The sequence below is a fragment of the Pseudonocardia alaniniphila genome (assembly GCF_022524485.1).
GTDB classification, from domain to species: Bacteria; Actinomycetota; Actinomycetes; order Mycobacteriales; family Pseudonocardiaceae; genus Pseudonocardia; species Pseudonocardia alaniniphila.
This window is the reverse complement of sequence record NZ_JAKXMK010000028.1, coordinates 59,085-77,885: the sequence shown is the minus strand read 5'-3', so window position 1 is coordinate 77,885 and position 18,801 is coordinate 59,085. Positions and strand designations below refer to the sequence as shown.

Annotated in this window: 22 protein-coding genes; 15 read left to right on the top strand and 7 right to left on the bottom strand. The window is 68.5% G+C overall.

The genetic code is table 11. The annotated features are described in order from the left end of the window. Positions 1-130 precede the first annotated feature (130 nt). Positions 131-1,153, top strand: a complete 1,023-nt coding sequence (locus tag MMF94_RS29140) for a threo-3-hydroxy-L-aspartate ammonia-lyase (RefSeq protein WP_241040436.1) — start codon at positions 131-133, stop codon at positions 1,151-1,153. Here the strand turns inward: MMF94_RS29140 and MMF94_RS29135 are convergent. Beyond that, positions 1,096-2,370, bottom strand: a complete 1,275-nt coding sequence (locus MMF94_RS29135) for a cytochrome P450 (RefSeq protein WP_241040435.1) — start codon at positions 2,368-2,370, stop codon at positions 1,096-1,098. The genes MMF94_RS29140 and MMF94_RS29135 overlap by 58 nt on opposite strands. A 437-nt stretch (positions 2,371-2,807) precedes the next feature. Then, positions 2,808-3,896, bottom strand: coding sequence for an alanine racemase (locus tag MMF94_RS29130; protein ID WP_241040434.1), 1,089 nt, complete (start codon positions 3,894-3,896; stop codon positions 2,808-2,810). A gap of 214 nt (positions 3,897-4,110) precedes the next feature. On the opposite strand from MMF94_RS29130, the gene MMF94_RS29125 reads away from it, so the two are divergent. Further along, on the top strand, positions 4,111-4,611 hold the full coding sequence (locus MMF94_RS29125; protein WP_338104376.1) for a DinB family protein: 501 nt from the start codon (positions 4,111-4,113) through the stop codon (positions 4,609-4,611). A gap of 23 nt (positions 4,612-4,634) precedes the next feature. Here the strand turns inward: MMF94_RS29125 and MMF94_RS29120 are convergent, their stop codons facing one another. After that, a complete protein-coding gene (locus MMF94_RS29120; RefSeq protein ID WP_241040432.1) occupies positions 4,635-5,414 on the bottom strand; it encodes a class I SAM-dependent methyltransferase in 780 nt (259 codons plus the stop codon). 149 nt (positions 5,415-5,563) lie between these two features. Here MMF94_RS29120 and MMF94_RS29115 point away from each other — a divergent pair, with 149 nt between their 5' ends. The 4 genes from MMF94_RS29115 (at position 5,564) to MMF94_RS29100 (ending at position 7,940) form a co-directional block, all read left to right on the top strand. Then, the gene (locus tag MMF94_RS29115; RefSeq protein ID WP_241040431.1) at positions 5,564-6,637 is read left to right on the top strand and encodes a GlxA family transcriptional regulator; all 1,074 of its coding nucleotides are present in this window, start codon (positions 5,564-5,566) and stop codon (positions 6,635-6,637) included. A 102-nt stretch (positions 6,638-6,739) separates the two neighbouring features. Then, on the top strand, positions 6,740-7,042 hold the full coding sequence (locus MMF94_RS29110; RefSeq protein WP_241040428.1) for a putative quinol monooxygenase: 303 nt from the start codon (positions 6,740-6,742) through the stop codon (positions 7,040-7,042). A gap of 125 nt (positions 7,043-7,167) precedes the next feature. Further along, the gene (locus MMF94_RS29105) at positions 7,168-7,620 is read left to right on the top strand and encodes a hypothetical protein (RefSeq protein ID WP_241040427.1); all 453 of its coding nucleotides are present in this window, start codon (positions 7,168-7,170) and stop codon (positions 7,618-7,620) included. Continuing rightward, complete coding sequence (locus MMF94_RS29100; RefSeq protein ID WP_241040426.1) at positions 7,617-7,940, top strand: winged helix-turn-helix domain-containing protein; 324 nt, start codon at positions 7,617-7,619, stop codon at positions 7,938-7,940. Before MMF94_RS29105 ends, MMF94_RS29100 begins: the two co-directional genes overlap by 4 nt. Before the next feature lie 40 nt (positions 7,941-7,980). Here the strand turns inward: MMF94_RS29100 and pyrE are convergent, their stop codons facing one another. Beyond that, entirely contained in the window at positions 7,981-8,511 is a 531-nt protein-coding gene (pyrE, locus tag MMF94_RS29095; RefSeq protein ID WP_241040425.1) for an orotate phosphoribosyltransferase, read from the bottom strand. Positions 8,512-8,669: 158 nt separating this feature from the next. Between pyrE and MMF94_RS29090 the strand changes: the two genes are divergently transcribed. Together MMF94_RS29090 and MMF94_RS29085 are read left to right on the top strand one after the other, a co-directional pair. Next, positions 8,670-9,527: an aminoglycoside phosphotransferase family protein gene (locus MMF94_RS29090; protein WP_241040424.1), complete on the top strand. Its 858-nt coding sequence runs from the start codon at positions 8,670-8,672 to the stop codon at positions 9,525-9,527. Between the two features lie 255 nt (positions 9,528-9,782). Further along, on the top strand, positions 9,783-10,955 hold the full coding sequence (locus MMF94_RS29085; RefSeq protein WP_241040423.1) for a Cmx/CmrA family chloramphenicol efflux MFS transporter: 1,173 nt from the start codon (positions 9,783-9,785) through the stop codon (positions 10,953-10,955). Between the two features lie 20 nt (positions 10,956-10,975). On the opposite strand, the gene MMF94_RS29080 is transcribed toward MMF94_RS29085, so the two are convergent. Both MMF94_RS29080 and MMF94_RS29075 read right to left on the bottom strand, forming a co-directional pair. Further along, on the bottom strand, positions 10,976-11,734 hold the full coding sequence (locus tag MMF94_RS29080) for an SDR family oxidoreductase (protein ID WP_241040421.1): 759 nt from the start codon (positions 11,732-11,734) through the stop codon (positions 10,976-10,978). A gap of 50 nt (positions 11,735-11,784) precedes the next feature. After that, positions 11,785-12,450: a VOC family protein gene (locus tag MMF94_RS29075; RefSeq protein WP_241040420.1), complete on the bottom strand. Its 666-nt coding sequence runs from the start codon at positions 12,448-12,450 to the stop codon at positions 11,785-11,787. A gap of 426 nt (positions 12,451-12,876) precedes the next feature. On the opposite strand from MMF94_RS29075, the gene MMF94_RS29070 reads away from it, so the two are divergent. The 7 genes from MMF94_RS29070 (at position 12,877) to MMF94_RS29040 (ending at position 18,035) form a co-directional block, all read left to right on the top strand. Continuing rightward, complete coding sequence (locus MMF94_RS29070; RefSeq protein WP_241040418.1) at positions 12,877-13,707, top strand: transglutaminase-like domain-containing protein; 831 nt, start codon at positions 12,877-12,879, stop codon at positions 13,705-13,707. Positions 13,708-13,836: 129 nt separating this feature from the next. Beyond that, on the top strand, positions 13,837-14,244 hold the full coding sequence (locus MMF94_RS29065; protein ID WP_241040417.1) for a RidA family protein: 408 nt from the start codon (positions 13,837-13,839) through the stop codon (positions 14,242-14,244). Positions 14,245-14,406: 162 nt separating this feature from the next. Then, entirely contained in the window at positions 14,407-14,760 is a 354-nt protein-coding gene (locus tag MMF94_RS29060) for a VOC family protein (protein WP_241040413.1), read from the top strand. Positions 14,761-14,917: 157 nt separating this feature from the next. Next, complete coding sequence (locus tag MMF94_RS29055) at positions 14,918-15,538, top strand: RBBP9/YdeN family alpha/beta hydrolase (protein WP_241040412.1); 621 nt, start codon at positions 14,918-14,920, stop codon at positions 15,536-15,538. 167 nt (positions 15,539-15,705) lie between these two features. Beyond that, positions 15,706-16,431: a dihydrofolate reductase family protein gene (locus MMF94_RS29050; RefSeq protein ID WP_241040411.1), complete on the top strand. Its 726-nt coding sequence runs from the start codon at positions 15,706-15,708 to the stop codon at positions 16,429-16,431. Positions 16,432-16,452: 21 nt separating this feature from the next. After that, positions 16,453-16,806, top strand: a complete 354-nt coding sequence (locus MMF94_RS29045) for a YciI family protein (protein WP_241040550.1) — start codon at positions 16,453-16,455, stop codon at positions 16,804-16,806. Continuing rightward, positions 16,803-18,035: an RNA polymerase sigma factor gene (locus MMF94_RS29040; RefSeq protein ID WP_241040410.1), complete on the top strand. Its 1,233-nt coding sequence runs from the start codon at positions 16,803-16,805 to the stop codon at positions 18,033-18,035. The genes MMF94_RS29045 and MMF94_RS29040 overlap by 4 nt, the downstream gene beginning before the upstream one ends. 246 nt (positions 18,036-18,281) lie before the next feature. On the opposite strand, the gene MMF94_RS29035 is transcribed toward MMF94_RS29040, so the two are convergent. After that, on the bottom strand, positions 18,282-18,731 hold the full coding sequence (locus MMF94_RS29035; RefSeq protein ID WP_241040406.1) for a helix-turn-helix domain-containing protein: 450 nt from the start codon (positions 18,729-18,731) through the stop codon (positions 18,282-18,284). Between the last annotated feature and the right edge of the window lie 70 nt (positions 18,732-18,801).

The following is an 18,801-nucleotide window of genomic DNA, read 5'->3' as shown; positions in this document are numbered from 1 at the left end:
CTCTCATCCAGATCTCGGGTTGCTCGCCCGCGGCCGACGAAGGGAGGAGCCGTCCCGTAACCCGGGCCGCTCACAACGCCGAGGTGCGCGTCGTTCACGATGCGAGAGACGCGCCGAAGACAGGAGCACGATGCCCACACCACCCACCTACGCCGACGTTGAGGCCGCCGCTGAGCGGATTCACGGCCACGCACACCGCACACCGGTGCTGACCTCCCGCCGGGTGGACGCGGAGATCGGCGCGTCGGTGTTCTTCAAGTGCGAGAACTTCCAGCGGATGGGCGCGTTCAAGTTCCGTGGGGCGTTCAACGCACTGTCCCGGTTCGACGACGAGCAGCGGCGCGCGGGCGTCATCACGTTCTCGTCCGGCAACCACGCGCAGGCGATCGCGCTGTCCGCCAACATCCTCGGGATACCGGCCACGATCGTCATGCCGCACGATGCCCCGGCCAGCAAGCTCGCAGCCACGCGCGGGTACGGCGCAAAGATCGTCGAGTACGACCGGTACAGCCAGGACCGCGAGGAGCTCGGCCGAGCACTGGCCACCGGGCAAGGCATGACGCTCATCCCGCCCTACGACCACGCCGACGTGATCGCCGGGCAGGGAACCGCCACGAAGGAGTTGATCGAGGAGGTGGGCGAGCTCGACGCGCTGTTCGTCTGCCTCGGTGGTGGCGGTCTGCTCTCGGGCGCGGCGCTGGCCACGCGGGCACTGTCGCCGGCATGCCGGATCTACGGCGTGGAGCCGGAGGCGGGGGACGACGGGTTGCGATCGTTTCGTACCGGATCGATCGTCCATATCGACACGCCCGTCACCATCGCCGACGGCGCCCAGACCCAGCATCTCGGTGAGCTGACCTTCGACATCATCCGGCGCGAGGTGGACGACATCTACACCGCGACGGACGACGAGCTGGTCGACGCCATGCGGGTGTTCGCCACGACCCTCAAGATCGTGGTGGAGCCGACCGGCTGCCTGGCCTTCGCCGCGGTGCGCAGGCTCGCCTCCGAGCTGTCCGGCCAGCGGGTAGGTGTGATCGTGAGCGGCGGCAACGTCGACCTCGACCGCTACGTGGCCCTACTGAGCCGATCCGATCAGGAGAGCGTGACGGGGAGCGCGTCCACACCGAACACGAAGGACAGCTTGCGGTAGGACAGGTCGGCCGGGTCGGTGGCGAGCCGGATCTCCGGGAATCGGCGGATGAGGGCCGGGTAGGCGGTGCGCAGCTCCATGCGGGCGAGCTCGGCGCCGATGCAGCGGTGGAGGCCGTAGCCGAAGGCGAGGTGCGGGCGGCTGGGGCGTCCGGGGTGGAAGTCTTCGAGGCCGTCGCCGTCGCGGTTGGCTCCGCTCAGCGAGCAGAGGACGATGTCGCCCTTCGCGATGGTCTGGCCGCCGATCGTCGTCTCCTCCTTGGCGAACCGCGGAAACGCGACCTGGACGACCGTGAGATACCGCAGCAGCTCCTCGACGAACGGATCGATCGCGGCGTCGTCGTCGTGCACGGCGCGGCGGCTCTCGGAGTGCTGCAGCAGGACGATGGTGCCCAGCGCGAGCATGCTCGCCGTGGTCTCGAGTCCTCCGGTGAGCAACCCGTCGGCGAGACCTGCGAGCTCGTGGTCGGAGATGTCGTCGCCGTGCTCCCGCACGAGCATGCCGAGCAGGCCGTCACCAGGCTCGACCCGTTGCTTCTCCACGATGCGGAGCAGGTACTCCATCGACTCCGAGATCGCGCCGAGGGAACCGGTGACCCCACCGAGGAGGTCGAAACGGGTGGTGCTGAGCCGCTGGAATTCGGCGCGGTCGGAGTAGGGGACGCCGAGGAGCTCGCAGATCGTCAGCGAGGGGATGGGGAGCGCGAAGGTCTGGAGCAGGTCGACGGCGCCGTTCGACTCGGCGAGCGAGGCCATCTCGTCGAGCTGGCCGGCGACGATGGCCTCGATTCGGGGGGCCAGCCGGCGTAGCCGGTGGCCGGTGAATTCGGGGGTGAGCATCCGGCGCAGGCGGGTGTGGGCAGGTGGGTCGGTGAATCCGAGCCCGCCGGGATTCTGGTCGGCTGTGATGCCCACGGTGCCGACGAGGTTGGTGAAGTCGTTGCTGAATGCGCTTCCCGCTCCCAGCACCGCTCGGGTCTCCTCGTAGCCGGTGACCACCCACGCGCGGAGCCCGAACGGCAGCCGGAGCCGGCTGACGGGTTCGTGCTCGCGCAGGTTGCCCAGCGCGGCGACGGGATCGAGCCCGGTGCGTTGCAGTGGCACCAACGCAGAGTCGGGCAGAAGCGACAGCAACGCGTCGGGCGCACCGGCCGCACGTCTGCGACCGAAGCGCCGACGGGCCAGGAGGCCGACGATGCGGCCGCGAACACCACCCATGATCCCGACTCTAGGCAGGTACCCGGACAAGCCGTCCTCCGCATGTGTCCGGAAACGCCTCGTTGGCCCTCATCAAACTCTCAGCAACGTGATGAGTACTACGGCCGGCTCGTGCGGTGATTCCTCCGCCATGAGGTGGCCGGAGACGATCGAGTGGCCACCGCGGAGACCGGCGAACTGATCCACGGTCGGCCGACAGGACGAGGAGCGGGGACGCGACGCGCCGCCCCGCGGCCGGGTCAGCCTCTTCGTCCGCACGGTCGATGCCGACCCCGGCGCGGTAGTCCTCAAGCATCGCCGTCACCGTAGCGGGATCGTGGATCGCACGACGAAACTTTCTGCGTATGCCGTGTCTCCGCATGGTCTTTGTGCGACATGGACACGTGACGAGGAACAAGCGCCTGCCGAACAGCGAGATGTGTCCATGTCGCGCAGGGTCAGGCGTTCGCCCCTCTCGCCGCCACATGCCAGCGGTCTACTTGTGCGCCCTTCGCCAGGACGATCAGTCCGTCCGCCAGGTTGACGGCCGCACACACGTGGTTGGGCGCCACCCGCACGACGTCGCCAGGGCGCAGCGACACACCGTCCTCCGGGAGAACGACGGTCGCGTGGTGCTCGGACAGGGCGACGACACGGGCGTCCGGGTGGTCGGGAAGTCTGCCGCCGCCGGTGGCCCAGGCGGGCTGGTCGGCACCGAGGATCTTGCTGCCCGCGTCGAGCACGACCCGTTGGCCGGAGCTGCTCACCACCGTGCTGATCGCGGTCAGGGCGATGTCGGCCCAGTCGCAGCTGCCCAGCTCCGCCTGTTGCGTGTCGTTGAAGACGTACACGCCGGGCCGGATCTCGGTGAGCGCCTCGGCGTCGGAGAGCGCAGCGGTCGGTGTCGAGCCGCCGCTCGACACCTCCACGTCCAGACCGGCTTTCCGCATCGACGCCCTCGCCTCGCTCAGCGCGCCGGCCTCGTCGCCTGCTGCCTGCCCGCGCCGTCCGGGGCCGTAGCCGTGGCCGGGAAAGGTGAAGATCCCCACCACCCGCAACCCCGCGCGTGCCGCGGCCGTGGCCACCTCCGCAGCCTGCTCGGGTCGTACGCCGCTGCGATGGTGGCCACTGTCGATCTCGACGAGAGCTTCCACATCGGCGCCGGCCACGGCCTTCGCAAGGGCCTGGGCCCCCTCCTCGGAGTCGATGCCGACCCGCAGCGACGCGCGCTCGGCCAGGGCCCGCAGCCGGTTGCCCCGCCCGCCCGACGCCCAGATCGGGTAGGCGATGAACAGGTCCGTGAAGCCGCCCGAGGCGAAGATCTCCGCCTCGCCCACAGTGGCGACCGTCAGGCCGGCAGCGCCGTGCTCGACCTGACGGCGGGCGATCTCGAGGCACTTGTGGGTCTTCGCGTGGGGACGCAGCGCGAAACCGCGTGCCCGCGCCGCCCCGGCCATGCTCGCGAGGTTGCGCTCCATGACGTCGAGATCGACAGCCACGAACGGCGTGTCGAGCTCCCCGGTGATCAGGTCGATCGCAGCGGACATGCCGCGATTCTCGACCACCGAGCAGCCCTGACCCCTCACACCGGCTGAAGGGAGACCGATCACACTGCCGTCGGCATCCTTGACCGAGGCGCCCTCTGACCTGCTGCGGCAGCTCCACGTCTGCATCAAGCAGCCGTCCGTTCAACCGAAAACAGCGACTCGACTGTGACGTTCCTGTCAGGATCGGCCGGTGCCGTTGTCCCGTTCTGACCTTTTGCAGTCACAGTTCGACCTGACCTGGTCGCTGTTGGAGTACCACCTGGACCGGTTGGAGGGCGAGGACTTCCTGTGGGAGCCCGCTGCCCTGTGCTGGACCGTTCGACCCACCGCCGACGGGTCCTGGGCGCCTGACTGGGAGGACAGCGAGCCCGAGCCGACCCCCGTGCCCACGATCGGCTGGATCACCTGGCACATCGGCTGGTGGTGGACCGTGACGATCGACCACGCGCGTGGCCGTTACCCCCGGGACCGCACCGAGATCAGCTGGCCGGGCGACGGTGAGAAGACGACCGCGTGGCTGCGCTACCTCCGCACCGAATGGTCGGCGGTCCTCGACGGGTTCAGCGACGCCGACCTCGACAAGGCCGCGCCCTTCCCGTGGACGGACGAACCGGAGCGCACCGTCGCGGACATGGTGGCCTGGGTCAACGTCGAGCTGACGAAGAACACCGCCGAAATCGGACAGCTGCGGTTGCTGCGGGCCGCACGTGCCTAGGCGCGTGCCCGCGCGTGCTCGCGCTACTTGCGACCCACGCCGAGCAGATGAGCACTGGTGTTGATCATCAGTGGATCCCGCTCGACCATACGGGCGCATCGCAGCGCTGCCTCGACCCTGGCCTCGAACTCCGCCAGGCCGGCGGAGTCGAGTGCGGGCCACGCCGGCCCCTCGACGCCGAAGACGGCGACATCTCGCAATCCGGCATCCGTCATCTCGGCGTGCAACTCGTCCGCCGTGTGGAAGTGAGCGCCGACGAAACCGGCATGCCCGTCGTAGCGTCCGGTCGCGATCACGGAGGCGACCGACGGCTCCATCGCAGCGGTCAACCTGCCCTCGGCGCCGACCTCCAGCAGGGACATATAACGGCTGATGGCAGCCACCACCACCTGGCCACCGGGCCGCAGGACACGCCTCGCTTCGGCCAGCGCCCGGCCGCGGTCAGCGGGCTCGACCAGGTGATACAGAGGGCCGAGGAGCAACGCGACGTCAACGCTCTCGGCGGAGGCGCTCAGCTGCCGGGCGTCGCCCACCTCGGCGGTGACGCCCTCACGCGCTGCGGCTGCGTCGACGTGACGCGGTACCAGGTCGACGACGTGGACGGCGTGGCCGTCCGCGGCCAGCCATGCGGCGTGCACCCCGGTGCCACCGCCGATGTCCAGAATCCGTGCGCGGGCGACCGGCAGCAGGCGCCGTATCAGCTCCTGGGTGCGGAGGAACTCCAACCGTCCGTGCGGTGACCTGCTCAAGCGCGTGTCCTCGACGCCGTCGACCCCGTAGTGCTCCACCAGCTCTGACGCCACCGAGCCATGCTGATCGCCGCTCGTTTCCGGCTCCACCCGTTTTGACTCCGGGCGAGCTCGGGCTCTGACAGGCTTTGCCAGATCTGCACAGATCGAGCCACGATGGTGCGGACGCTACTGGCCCTGTACTCAGCCGAGCCGGAGATCCGATGCATCCCAGGAAGCTTCCGCCCACTTCGCTCGGGCGCGACAAGCACGTCATTGCACTGCTGGTCGTTCCCGACTCCGTGGCACTCGAAGTGGCCATCGCGCAACAGATCTTCGGTCGGCGGATGTCGTCGATCGCCTCGGTCACCGGCGACCACGACAGCCCGTACGAAGTGATTCTGTGCGGTGAGGAGAAGCGGTACATCCTGCCGTCCGGAGCCGATCCCGGCGAGCTTTCTCCCCTGGAGACGATGCTGACGGCCGACACCGTCATGATTCCCGGCATCGAAGATCCACTGAGCCCGCGAAGTGACGTTCTCCTCAAGAACCTTCGGTCGGCCGGTGAAGCAGGTGCGCGCATGGTCTCGTTCTGCGGCGGCGCGTTCATCCTCGGCCGCGCAGGCGTGCTCGACGGGCGCCGCGCCACAACACACTGGTTGCTCTCCGACGAGTTCCGCGCGGAGTTTCCGCTGGTCCGCCTCGAGCCCGAGAACCTCTACGTCGACGACGGACCGGTGCACACCTCCGGCGGCATCTTCTCCGCCACCGATCTCGCTCTCCATCTCGTCGACCTGGACCTCGGCCGTGCCTACGCCAACGACCTCGGGCGCATTCTGGTCAGCGCACCACACCGACCTGGCGGCCAGGCACAGTTCATCAAGAACTCCATCCGTCTCGACGACGAACCACCCATCAACTCGTTTCTGCGTTGGCTACGCGACCACATCCATGAACCGCTGACGCTCGCCGAACTCGCCGAACTCGCCGAACTCGCCGACCACGAGCACATGAGCGAACGCAGCCTTGTGCGGAAGTTCCGGCAGAGCACCGGGATGAGCGTCTTCGATTGGATCATCCGGGAGCGCGTCGACCGGGCGAAGGTTCTCCTGGAAACAACCGACTACCGGGTTTCGGAGATTGCGGTGATGGTGGGCTTCGGTTCGCCGGAGACGCTGCGGCGCAACTTCGAGAGGCAGGTCGGAACGTCCGCCGCCGGCTACCGGAAAACATTCCGTCCCGAACGAACGACGAGCTCGTCGGATCGGACACCGGCGGACGCGCACCGCGACGAATGAGGTTGGCGAGATCTGGGACGAGGTTGGCGGAATCTGTGCACTGACGACAGGTCCAGCCAGCCAGCGTCGGACCAACCGGCCGCCAACCCAGGAAAGGACACCATGCCCGCATACGGTTTCTTCGTCGAGTTCGAAGCACAGGCGGGGAAGGAAGACGACGTCGCCAAGTTCCTCATCGACGCGAAGACGCTGGTGGACGCCGAGCCGGGAACGCTCGCCTGGTTCGCCTTCCGCACCGGACCGACGTCCTTCCGGATCTTCGACGCGTTCGAGACCGAGGACGACCGCGAGGCCCACTTGCAGGGCAAGGTCCGCGACGCGATCGTGGCCCGCACATCAGAGCTGTTCAGCGTGCCGCCGACCATCAGCCCGGTGGACGTGCTCGCCGCGAAGCTTCCCCACTAGCCGAAGCGCGCCGCGAAGCGGCATCGCCGTTCGACGGCGTTTCGCCTGCTCAGCTTGACTTGCCCGGCAGGAAAGTCGTGTGTTAACTTTCCTGACAGGCAAGTCAAACTGTGGAGGTAACGGTCATGAGCAACACCGAGGACGCCCAGGCCCAGCTCACGGAGATCGCCAAGCGCCGCAACCAGGTCATCGACGGCGCATCCCGTGGTCGGCACCGAGGCTGGGACGCCACCGGCATGGCCGCGTTGGTCGCCGGGTTCGCGGCACTGGATCTACCCGTGGCCCCGGCCCTGCAGTTGACCCTCTTGGGCGTAGCACTGGTGGCCGCCCTGACCTGCTTCACCCAGGCCGGCAAGCGCAGCAAGGCGCTCATGCACCAATCTCAACTGACCGGTCGATTCTGGGCCGTGGTCGGCGGCTTCGCGATCGCATTCGGCGCCCTCACCCTCGGTGGAATGTGGCTGGTCGACCAGATCGACATCCCGATTCGCTACACCCTTCTCGGGGTGCTGGTCGTCGCCCTCATCGCGGTCACCCAGCCGCTGTACAGGGTGTTGCTGCACCGGACGACTGCATGACCACACCGCCCGGCTTCGACGAACTGATCCATCCGCCGACCCGGCTGAGTCTGATGGCGCTGCTCGCGGCAACGGAGTGGGCCGAGTTCAGCTTCCTCAAAGAGAGTCTCCAACTCACCGACTCCGCACTCTCCAAACAGGTCTCAACCCTCGCCGACGCCGGGTACGCGGAGGTCCGCAAGGAAGGCGCAGGCCGCCGGCGCCGCACCCTGGTCACCCTGACCCCGCGAGGCCGCACGGCCTTCGACAGCCATGTCGAGGCCCTGCGGCAACTGGTCAGCCGCGCGACGTCGGCGTCCGGACGCGCGGGCGACGAGTGAGGCGAGCATCAGAACCGCCGGTCGGGCCGTGCGGCAGGGTTCAGAGTGCGGCAGAGACCTTCAGCTCGGCCGCTGTGAACAGGGCGTGCAATTTCAGCCCATGTTCAGCCAGTCTCTCGACTCCACCTTCTTCCCGGTCCACGACACAGAGAACGTCGGTCACGACAGCCCCCAGCTTGCGCAGCTCGAGTGTCGACAGCGCCACTTGGCCGCCTGAGGTGATGACGTCCTCGACAACCAGCACGTTGCGACCCGCGATGTCCACACCCTCGGCGAGTTTGCTGGTGCCATAGGTCTTCGCCTGCTTTCGCACGAAGACCACCGGGAGGCCGGACCTCAGAGACAGAGCCGTCGCGACGGGGACCCCGCCGAGCTCCAAGCCCGCAAGGACGTCAACTCCTGATGGCATCTCGCCGGCGGCCCGCTCGGCGATGGCGCCCAGCAGCGCCGGGTCGGACTCGAAGCGGTACTTGTCGAAGTACTCCGATGTCGTCTTGCCAGAGCGCAGCACGAATCTTCCTGTGAGATGCGAGACGTCATACAGCGCGGCCGCCAATTCGTACTTCTCCACCCGGCCATCGTCCCTTTGCATACTTCGGGGCCGGGCACGGACCCAGGAGTGCTTCCGCGTGCGCCGGCAACCACTGCGTGGGCAGATCACTGATCTACTCTCGGCTGGTGATCCCGCGTCCGCCGACAGATCGCGAGGTCGGCATAGTCGGGACACTGTTGCCGAGCACCAGCCTCGCCCGCACCACCGTCATTCCCAGTGGCTCCCACGACGTCGTTCTCATCCCGGACGTCGCAGCCGTGCGGATCGCCCGCTCGGCACCTGCCGTCGAGTCACTTCCGCGCCGCACGGCCCTGCTCGAAGCACTGGCCCAAGCCGAACTCCCGTTTGCCACGCCGATCCCACTGAGCCCGGTCGTGTCCACATCGGATTGGACCGCCGTCGCCGTCTCATGGATCCCCGGTAGCTATGCGCCACGCGGAAACGGTGATCCGACGACCCTCCGCAACGTTCTCGACGCACTCGCCGCAGTCGACCTGGCGCCGCTGATCGATCTCCTCGACGTCCCCCACGCCTACGCCGGCAGGCAACGATGGGAAGAGCTGATCCTCGCCGAGGCCGTTCCACGCCTTCCACCACGCCTACACGACTCCGCCGTCCGACGCACGGCTGCGGTGTTGGCGCTCGACCCCGTGCCGCCCCGACTCGTCCACGGCGACCTCACCGGCGAGAACATGCACTGGTCCCCAGAGGGCGACGTCATCGGTGTACTCGACTGGGACCTCGCCCACGCCTTCGATCCCGCCATCGACGTCGCTTGCCTGGCCCATTGGCACGGCTGGCCGACGATCGCGAAGACCGTCGACGAAGCGACCTACACCCGAGCCCGGACGTGGTACGGCACATTCGCTCTGGAGCAGATCGTCAAGTACCTGCTCGACGACTCCGACGCCGCGGCAATCGACGACTGCGTCGGACGCGTCGTCCGCTGGATGGACTCCGACGGGCTCGCTGACGATTCCCGTTCGCCGCCGGGCCGAGACGAAAGCCGTGGACATGCGCTGGTACAGCGGTGATAGCGTCGAGATCGTGAACAGCCCCGAGGCGAACAGACCGTAGCCACCGGCCTTCCGGTGGCTACGCCGCATACCTGCGCTCGCAGTCCGGATCCCAGGGCCGCGAGTTCTGGCCCTCGATGAGCGTGTTCGGCACAGGTGGCGTTCTCCGGAAGCCGTGTTCTCGCACGGTTCCTGACCGTCTGCGTGGCGCCGCGTCGTGATGTTCCGGCGCGCCCCAGCGACGGTCTCCCCTCGTGGTTGCGGAGTTCTGTCATGCCTGTTGCGTTGTACATGCTCGCTGTAGCGGTGTTCGCGCAAGCGACATCGGAGTTCATGCTCGCTGGCCTGGTGCCCGAGATCGCCGCTGAACTGGCGATCTCCACAGCGGCTGCCGGATCCCTGACATCGGCTTTCGCCGTCGGGATGATCGTCGGAGCCCCTGGGATGGCGGTGCTGTGCCGCCGGTTCCCGCCTCGCGCCGCGCTCCTGGCCTTTCTCACCGTGTTCGTGGCGGTGCACGTCGTGGGAGCGCTGACACCGTCGTTCACCGTGCTGTTCGCGACGCGGGTGATCTCAGCTCTCGCCAACGCCGGTTTCCTGGCCGTCGCGCTCGCCGTGGCTGTTCGCATGGTGCCCGGTGAGCGGACCGGACGTGCGACAGCGCTCCTGTTGGCCGGCACCACGCTGGCGTGCGTGGCCGGCGTGCCCGCCGGGGCGTTGCTGGGCCAGGCATGGGGCTGGCGTTCGGCGTTCTGGGCCGTGGCGCTGATCTCGCTGCCCGCGATCATCGGCGTCGTGCTCGGCGTTCCCGCGACCGCAGGTCGACACCGGGTCGGCGGAGTGGTCGGTGAACTCGGCGCCCTGCGGCGGCCGAATCTGGCGCTCACGTTGCTGGTCGGAGCGCTGGTCAACGGAGCCACGTTCTGCACGTTCACGTACCTGGCCCCGGTGTTGACCGACCGGTCCGGTCTCGACCCGGGTTGGGTGCCGATCGGGCTGGCGCTCTTCGGAATCGGGTCGTTCGTCGGCGTGACGGCAGCCGGTCGCCTCGCCGATCGACACGCAGGAATCGTCATCCTGGTCGGCGGAGTCATGCTGGTTCTCGGCTGGACCACCTTCGCTCTCACCGCCGTCCACCCCACCGTCGCATTGATCGCGATCGGGGTGCAGGGCGCGCTGTCCTTCGCCGTCGGTTCCACGGTGATCGCCCGAGCGCTGGTGCTGGCCGTCGATGCTCCGACGCTCGGCGGGAGCTACGCGACGGCGTCGTTCAATGTGGGGGCTGCAATCGGCCCGGCGCTCGGCGGACTTGCATTGGACGCCACGCAGTCGGCGCAGGCGCCGATCTGGATCAGCGCGGCCCTCGGCGCAGCCGGACTCGTGACCGCTGCCTGCACCGCCTCGTCGAACAGGCGGGACAGCGCAGTCGCTGCACGCTCATTGTGATCGCAGGCCGGGCCCGCGTTTCATGAGATGAACTGCTGGCCACCGTCGATGTCGTACGTCGCGCCGGTGAGCGCCGTGTTGCTCATGATGTGGACGGCGAGCGCGGCGACGTCGGCGGGGCCGACGACACGGCCGATCGGGAGCTTCTCCCGGAGCTCATTGCGGCGCTCCTCGAGTCGGTCTGCGAGCAGCGATGCCGACAACGGCGTGTCGACGAAGCCTGCGGCGATGAGGTTGACGCGAACCGGCGCGAGCTCCAGCGCGAGGGCTGCCGTGAACGGAGGCAGCGCGGCTGTGGCGGCGGAGACGATCCCGAGGCCGTGACCGATACGCCGGCCACCGGTACCGCCCATGAGCAGCAGCGTGCCCCCGGGCCTCATCTTCCCGGCGGCGTTGCGCGCGACCGCGAGCGCCAGCACCGCGTGGTCGCTGATCGCGTCGCGCACCTGGGCCGAGTCCATCTCGAGCAAGGGTCCGTATCGGGGGCCGCCTGCCGTGACCATCACATGGTCGATCGGCGCCGGCAGGTCCTGGAAGAACCCCTCCAGCGAAGCGGCGTCGTTGGCGTCGAAGGCCGCGGTGCTCCGCGCGCCGACTTCCACCGCCGCTTGTTCGAGCCGATCGGAATTGCGGCCGGTGATGACGACTTCGGCACCCTCAGCACGGGCGCGTCGGGCTGTCTCCAACCCGATTCCCGCGCTGCCGCCGATCACGACAACAGTCTGTCCGAGCAGTTCCGGTGCGCGCTGAGCGGAAAAAGGAGTGGTTGTGCCCGTCATGATTCCTCCTCACTCCGGCAAGCCGCCGAGAACGATGACGTGGTAGCCGCTCACGTCGGCAGTTCCGTCCCGGCCCGCTCCGCCACCATGTACTCGGCGTACCAGTCGGGCCAGTTCTCATCGGCCTGACCTGTGCGCTTCTCGTGCTCACCGTGGGCGGCCTCAGCACGCCGCAGCGCGCTCGCGAGATCCGCCGCGGATGCGAACGCCGTGTCGGCGGCGTCGACCCGGCCGGGCAGCCGCGTCGTCACCTCCTGGACCAGCCAGCCGTTGCCGTCCGGATCGCTGAACGTGGCGAACGAACCGTAGCTGGCATGATCGGGCGCCGGCTTGCTGACGCGACCGCTGCCGTCGGGCTGGAACTGTGCGCCCGGCGTGTCGGCATGGAACACCTCGCTGACGTCGACACCGCGAGCCGCGAGCCCGTCGCGCGCAGCCTCGATGTCGGAGACGACCAGGTAGAGGCCGTAAGCCGAGCCGGGCGTGGACGGGGTGATGTCCGTCCCGAACTGGATCGAGCAGCCCGAGCCGGGTGGCGTGAACTGGACGACCCGGAAGCCGTTGTCGAAGGCGAAGTCGGCGTCGAGCCGCCACCCCAGGCCCTCGTAGAAATCCTTCGCGCGGTCGACGTCCGAGACGGGGATGACCACCACCTCGAGCTTCAGGTCGACGTCCTTGCCGCTCTGGCCGCTGCTCCGGAAATCCGTTGTGCTCATCGCGGTCTCCTTGAGTTGTGTGCACGGGATGACCGCCGCGCTTCACCGTTCGGGCGCACCATGAAGGCACCCTGGCGGCCCCCTGGTCTGCGTTTCAGCAGGTCCGATCGCAGATGCACGTTTTCTGCCGGTGCCGGCCGTCAAGGGTCGTTGGCGACGTCACCGGTGTCGTCGTTCTTGATCGTCCCGGATTGTGCGCGAATCGGTGCTGGATCGACTCGCCCTTGCCGTCTTCGTTCTCAGCGTGGACCGGCCAGATGGCCGTGGCAAGCACCCACCCCTTCCCTGCACCCATACGCACGCAACGTGCGAGCCTTGCTCCCTGGTGGAGTGACACCTCGGTGCGCGGCACCGGGACCCGCCCGGCCGAACCCGAGTTGTTGATCTGCAGATGCTGCTGACGCGCATGCCGTTAGCATCCGGATCGTGGCTGTCGACCTGCGGAGCTACAGCGAGCCCGGTCCACTCACCAGCTTCGAGCCGGAGCAGTTGTGGCTCGCCGACGATCTCCCGGGCGACCCGGTAGGCATCTGCACGGTGGCACAGGGCCTGGTCATCCAACCTGACGAGGCAGCCGCTCAGGGCCTGCCGGAACGACGGCAAACCGAGCGTGCCATCCGACCGGTTCACGACTTGATCACGGTCCTCTCAGACCTCGATCCCGCTCCCCTTCACCACCCGCGGGCTCCCGCGCACCGAGTGGTCGGCACCTGCCGCCACTTCGCCACCCTGAGCACCGCTCTCCTACGGCTGCGCGGCATACCGGCCAGAGCGCGGTGCGGTTTCGCGACCTACTTCATCTCTGCACGGAGCGTCGATCACTGGATCACGGAGTACTGGCTCCCCGAGGATCAGCGGTGGATCCGCATCGACTCCGAGATGCTCGGCCGGGACATCGTGGATCACCCGGAGGACCTCGCGCCCGGGCAGTTTCTCACCGGAGGAGAGGCGTGGGCTCTGTATCGCAGCGGTTCGATCGATCCCGACACCTTCGGCGTCGCCGACGTCGACGATGCGTGGGGCGTGGGAGAAATCCGCGGGAACGCCATCCGTGACCTTGCGTCGCTCTCCAAGCTGGAGATGTTGCCGTGGGACGAATGGGGCCGCATGGAGGCCTCGTACAAGGGGCTGACCGGCCCGGAGTACGACACGCTCATGGACCGCGTGGCCGAGGCTTGCACGAGTGATGATCCAGCGACGATCAGCCGGGTTTACCAGTCAGAAGATCTCGCCGTGCCTCACGAGATGATCGGCTGATCGAAGCGTCGATCTACTCACGACGCGGCCCTAACTGGTCAGGGTGAGCGGCGCGAACAGTCGACACAGGGTGGCGTGCCCGGGCTTATCGTCAGTCCACGTCGAGGAGATCGGTTAGCTTGAGGACCGATGACCAAGGCAGTGACACTGATCCGCTCGAAGTCCCTCTCCGACGTCGCCGAGTATGCCTACGCCGCAACCGCGCCGGCCGACGCTCGGCTGATCTTCCTCGCTGGAGCCTGCCCGCTGAACGCCGACGGCACTACCGCGGCCGTCGGTGACTACGCCGGGCAAGCCGCCAGAGCCGTCGAGAACATGCGCACGGCACTCGCCGAGGCCGGAGCCACGATCGAGGATGTGATCAGCACCCGCGTTCTTGTCGCCTCCTCCCGCCGAGCCGATCTCGTCACCGCGTGGGAGGTCGTAAGGGACGCCTTCGGCGACCACGATGTCCCGAGCACGCTCATGGGCGTCACGGTCCTCGGCTACGACGACCAGTTGGTCGAGGTGGAGGCGATCGCCGCAGTCCGCGACTAGCGGACGCCGCGAACAGTTCCCGCATCCGGGCCTCGTCGGGTGCATCGGGGCAAGGCTGGTCGAGAGCCATTTGCGTAACGACGCCGGAGGCGCCCTTGCGGGCGGCAGCGGGCGTGGATCGTTGGCGACCGAGAGCGATGGACAGCGAACAGCGAGGATCCCATGCGCGTTAACCGCATCGTGGCCAACCTCCGGGTGGCCGACGTCGACGCAGCGAAGAGCTTCTACACCGACTACCTCGGGCTGAGCACCGAGGGATTCAACATGGGGTGGGTAGCTCGCTACATCTCCCCCGAAACCGGCGCCTACATCCAACTCGTCACCCGCGACGCCACGTCACCCGAGGACTCGGTCGTCTCCGTACTCACAGACGATGTCGACTCCGCCTACGCGGAAGCGCAGGAATTGGGCTTCGAGATCGTGCGTCCGTTGACGAAGGAGGACTGGGGCGTACGGCGATTCCTCGTCCGTGCCCCCGACGGCAACGTTGTCAATATCGTCGACCATCGGGACTGACCCGAGGGATCGATGGCCTCCTGGCTTCAGCTGACCATGCCTCGATGACCAATGGCCACCCGACCGGCATCGCGGAGCGACGGCGCTGCCGCCCTCGATGCAGCCGGCGCGGCGTGGAGGACGATCGAGGACCACGGGAACAGAAATCAGGAGACAGATGACCGAGATGTCCAGCTCGCCTCCGCCGGCGCGGCGCTTTCTCATGGTGCACGGCGTGCAGCACCGTCGCCCGCGGCAGCACTGGCTGTGGTGGTTGACCGAGGCCCTGCGCCAGCGGGGCGAGCAGGTGCTCTATCCGCAGTTTCCCGCGCCCGAGCAGCCGTCGATGAGCGAATGGATCGATCTCCTGCACGCCGAACTGGCCCAGCTCGGCGACCAGGAACGCGTCGTGGTGTGTCACTCCCTCGGCTGCGCCCTGTGGCTGCAGGCCGCCCAGACCCTGCCTGCCGACCTGCGCGTCACCCGGGTGCTGCTGGTGTCCCCGCTCGGTGCGCAAGCGTTCACCGCGGCCAACGGCAACGAAGAGTTCAAGCTCGAGCGCGTCGACCGCGAGCTCCTCAAGGCCGCGTCGGCCAAGCCGCCGCATGTGGTCGTCTCGGAGACCGATCCATACGCGCCTGCCGACCCGCGCGCGTGGAGCGCCGCGCTCGACCTGGACTGCGACATCCTCCCCGCCGCCGGCCACATCACCCCCGCAGACGGATACGGCCAGTGGCCGGCCGCACTCGACTGGTGCCTACACGAAAAGACCCCCGTGTCCGCCACCACCGGACCGTGAGGTCGCCGGCGCAGCTGAGACCGGAAAGCGACAGCCCGGCGGGGCCGCAACCTGCGGTACCCACTTCCCCTCAGTTTTCTTGCCGGCGTGTGTAGAGAACGGTGGGTCCGCTCCGACCTCTGCGTACCGGCGGCCACAGGGGCCGCCACCATGAGAGGCACACGAACATGACCAAGGTCACCGCCCAGATGTCGGTGTCGCTCGACGGCTTCTACACAGGGCCGCGGGACACACGGGACCCCAAGGACATGAACGGCTGGATGCGGGGCCCCGAAGCGCCCGGCTTCTTCCGGGTCACCCGCTGGGCCGTCGACGCCGCGGCCTGGCGCGAGCGGCAGGGCTTCGCCGGCGGCGAGCAGTCGATCAACTCGGAGATCATCGAGGAGACGTTCGCGGCCGCCGGTGCCTACGTCATGGGCCGGCGCATGTTCGACGGCGGCGAGGTCCCGTGGGGCGAGGAGCCGCCGTTCCACGCCCCCGTGTTCGTCCTCACCCACCGTCCCCGGGAGGTGCTCGAACGCCAGGGGGGCACCTCCTTCACCTTTGTCACCGACGGACTCGAGCGAGCCATCGAGCTGGCCCGGGACGCCGCCGGTGGCAAGGACGTGGCGGTGGCCGGCGGCGGGGAGCTCCTGCGCCAGGTGATGACCGCCGGGCTGCTCGACCAGCTCGAGCTGCACATCGCCCCGGTGCTGCTGGGCGACGGCCAGCGCCTGTTCGACCCCAGCCTCGGTCTCGGCGCCGACGACGGCATCGAGCTGGTCCCGACCCGGGTCGTCGAGGCGCCCGAGGTCACCCACATTCGCTACACCGTCACCGGGCGGTCGAAGCTGGTGCTGGACGATCGCGGCGCCAGTGGCGAACTGGTCGGATCGGCCCAGCCGGAGCAGTGAGAGGAGCGAGCTGTGAAGTACATGCTGCTGATCTACGGCAACGAGGAAGCCTTCAGCTCTGTGGGTGCGGAGACCTTCGCCGAGATCATCCGCGAGACCGACGCCCTCAACCACGAGCTGTTCGAGTCGGGTGAGCTGGTCGGCGCCTACGGCGTGGCCGACCAGGTGAACGCCAAGATGGTCCGGGCCACGGCCGGGACGCCGGTTGTGACCGACGGCCCTTACGCCGAGGCCAAGGAGTACCTGGGCAGCTTCACGATCGTCGACTGCGACAGCCTGGAACGAGCCCTGGAGATCGCTGCCCGCAACCCGGCGGCGCGCTACTGGGGCGTCGAGGTCCGGCCCCTTATGCACGAGGCCAACGTGGAGCCGTGACCGACTGGAGGGCCGTCCGGCGGTTGGTGCCCGAGGTGCTCGGTGCGCTGGTGCGCCGCTACGGCCACTTCGACGCCTGCGAGGACGCCGTGCAGGAGGCGCTGGTGGCGGCCGCGGCCCAGTGGCCGGTGCAGGGGTGGCCGGAGAACCCACGAGGGTGGCTGGTGACGGTGGCGTCGCGTCGCCTCGCCGACCAGCTGCGCAGCGACATCGCCCGCCGGCGGCGGGAGGAGGCCGATGCCCTCCGCACCCCGCCCCCGGCCGACGGCGAGGTGCACCCCGACCTCGATGCCCGCGGCCCCACCGGCGACGACACCCTCACGCTGCTGTTCCTGTGCTGCCATCCGGCCCTGACGCCCCCGTCGCAGGTCGCGTTGACCCTGCGGGCAGTCGGAGGTCTGTCGACCGCCGAGATCGCCCGGGCCTTCCTCGTGCCCGAAGCGACCATGGCGCAACGCATCAGCCGGGCCAAGCAGCGCATCAAGGCAGCCGGGGCCGGCTTTGAGCTACCGCCGCCGGCTGAGCAGGCGGAGCGGCTCGGCGTCGTGCTCCATGTGGTCTACCTCGTCTTCAACGAGGGTTACACGGCGACGTCGGGAACCCGGTTGGTGCGGGCCGAGCTGACGGATGAGGCCATCCGGCTGGCCCGCGAGCTCCACCGGCTGGTTCCCGGCGCCGGCGAGGTGGCCGGGCTCCTGGCTCTCATGCTGCTGACCGATGCCCGTCGCCCGGCCCGCACGGCCCCGGACGGGTCGTTGGTGCCGCTGAGCGACCAGGACCGGACGCTGTGGGACGCCGCAGCCATCGCCGAAGGTGTGGCCCTGGTGACCGATACCTTGTCGAGGGGCCCGCTCGGCTCCTACCAGCTCGAAGCCGCCATCTCCGCCGTCCACGACGAGGCACCCACTGCCGAAGCGACCGACTGGCCGCAGATCCTGGCCCTCTACACCCTGCTGCAGCGAGTGGCGCCCAACCCGACGGTGACGCTCAACCAGGCGGTGGCGGTGGCGATGGTGCAGGGGCCCACGGCCGGGCTGGCCGTACTCGACACCTTGTCGACCGACGAGCGCATCTCCGCGTCCCACCACCTCGTGTCCGTGCGGGCCCACCTGCTGGAGATGGCCGGCGACCACGACGTGGCGCGTGCCGGCTACCAGGAGGCGGCCCGCCGGACCACCAGCGAACCCGAGAGGCGCCACCTCCTGACCCGCGCCGCACGGCTGGGGTGACCGACCATCGCGACCCGGGCCGGTCAGAGGTGACCGTCCGCGGTGCCGACGTAGGGCTGGGCGCCGCTGACTGCCGGGCTGCCGGGGCCGGCTACTTCGCGCGCCGCGAGAGGCGGCACCTTGATCCCTAGAGTCGGATTCGGCAAGACCGTGAACCAGGCCCGGCGAGACGCACGGTTCAGGAAGACGATCGACGTGCTCTGAACTGCAGGGATTGTGGCGCCATTCCTGGCAGCATCACTGTTCTCACGACCGCGCGCTGTTGGAACTGGGGTGCAGACCGACAAGCAGTAGTGCGTCGAGCAGGCGCCACCAGTCAACGTCATCGGGCTCGACGCCAAGCGCCGGACCGACGCGGGCGAGCAGGTCAACCAGCCCGGTGGCGACCTGATTCGCATTCCGGTCCGGGCCGGCCAGCTCGACGGCGATCCTGCGGAACCGCTCGCTGCGAGCCACCCGAATCAGAGATGCAGGTGGCCCAACTGTCGGCGCTGCGCCCGGCTCGCCGAGATCGACCGACAGCTCGGTTCCGAGCGCACGGGCCAGACGATCGAGCGCAGCGAGAGTCGGGTTGCCCCGTCCGTTCTCCAGGTTCGCGATGTAAGGCACCGACAGGCCGGCGTCGGCGGCGACCGAGGCAACCGTGCGGCCTGCCGCTGCGCGCAACGCACGGAGCCGCGGGCCCAGCATCTCCATGGCGAGCACCCTATCTTCACAGGACCCACTCTGGTAGTTGTGTCTCGTCAGAATTGTATTCTGTCAGGAC

What these genes read in the sequence shown, in the direction of transcription:
- MMF94_RS29140 (WP_241040436.1), top strand. Translation starts at nt 131, where the DNA reads ATGCCCACACCACCCACCTACGCCGACGTTGAGGCCGCCGCTGAGCGG.
- MMF94_RS29060 (WP_241040413.1), top strand. Translation starts at nt 14,407, where the DNA reads ATGCGCGTTAACCGCATCGTGGCCAACCTCCGGGTGGCCGACGTCGAC.
- MMF94_RS29130 (WP_241040434.1), bottom strand. Translation starts at nt 3,896, where the DNA reads ATGTCCGCTGCGATCGACCTGATCACCGGGGAGCTCGACACGCCGTTC.
- MMF94_RS29085 (WP_241040423.1), top strand. Translation starts at nt 9,783, where the DNA reads ATGCCTGTTGCGTTGTACATGCTCGCTGTAGCGGTGTTCGCGCAAGCG.
- MMF94_RS29110 (WP_241040428.1), top strand. Translation starts at nt 6,740, where the DNA reads ATGCCCGCATACGGTTTCTTCGTCGAGTTCGAAGCACAGGCGGGGAAG.
- MMF94_RS29035 (WP_241040406.1), bottom strand. Translation starts at nt 18,731, where the DNA reads ATGGAGATGCTGGGCCCGCGGCTCCGTGCGTTGCGCGCAGCGGCAGGC.
- MMF94_RS29105 (WP_241040427.1), top strand. Translation starts at nt 7,168, where the DNA reads ATGAGCAACACCGAGGACGCCCAGGCCCAGCTCACGGAGATCGCCAAG.
- MMF94_RS29075 (WP_241040420.1), bottom strand. Translation starts at nt 12,450, where the DNA reads ATGAGCACAACGGATTTCCGGAGCAGCGGCCAGAGCGGCAAGGACGTC.
- MMF94_RS29080 (WP_241040421.1), bottom strand. Translation starts at nt 11,734, where the DNA reads ATGACGGGCACAACCACTCCTTTTTCCGCTCAGCGCGCACCGGAACTG.
- MMF94_RS29050 (WP_241040411.1), top strand. Translation starts at nt 15,706, where the DNA reads ATGACCAAGGTCACCGCCCAGATGTCGGTGTCGCTCGACGGCTTCTAC.
- MMF94_RS29100 (WP_241040426.1), top strand. Translation starts at nt 7,617, where the DNA reads ATGACCACACCGCCCGGCTTCGACGAACTGATCCATCCGCCGACCCGG.
- MMF94_RS29055 (WP_241040412.1), top strand. Translation starts at nt 14,918, where the DNA reads ATGACCGAGATGTCCAGCTCGCCTCCGCCGGCGCGGCGCTTTCTCATG.
- MMF94_RS29135 (WP_241040435.1), bottom strand. Translation starts at nt 2,370, where the DNA reads ATGGGTGGTGTTCGCGGCCGCATCGTCGGCCTCCTGGCCCGTCGGCGC.
- MMF94_RS29065 (WP_241040417.1), top strand. Translation starts at nt 13,837, where the DNA reads ATGACCAAGGCAGTGACACTGATCCGCTCGAAGTCCCTCTCCGACGTC.
- MMF94_RS29115 (WP_241040431.1), top strand. Translation starts at nt 5,564, where the DNA reads ATGCATCCCAGGAAGCTTCCGCCCACTTCGCTCGGGCGCGACAAGCAC.
- MMF94_RS29045 (WP_241040550.1), top strand. Translation starts at nt 16,453, where the DNA reads ATGCTGCTGATCTACGGCAACGAGGAAGCCTTCAGCTCTGTGGGTGCG.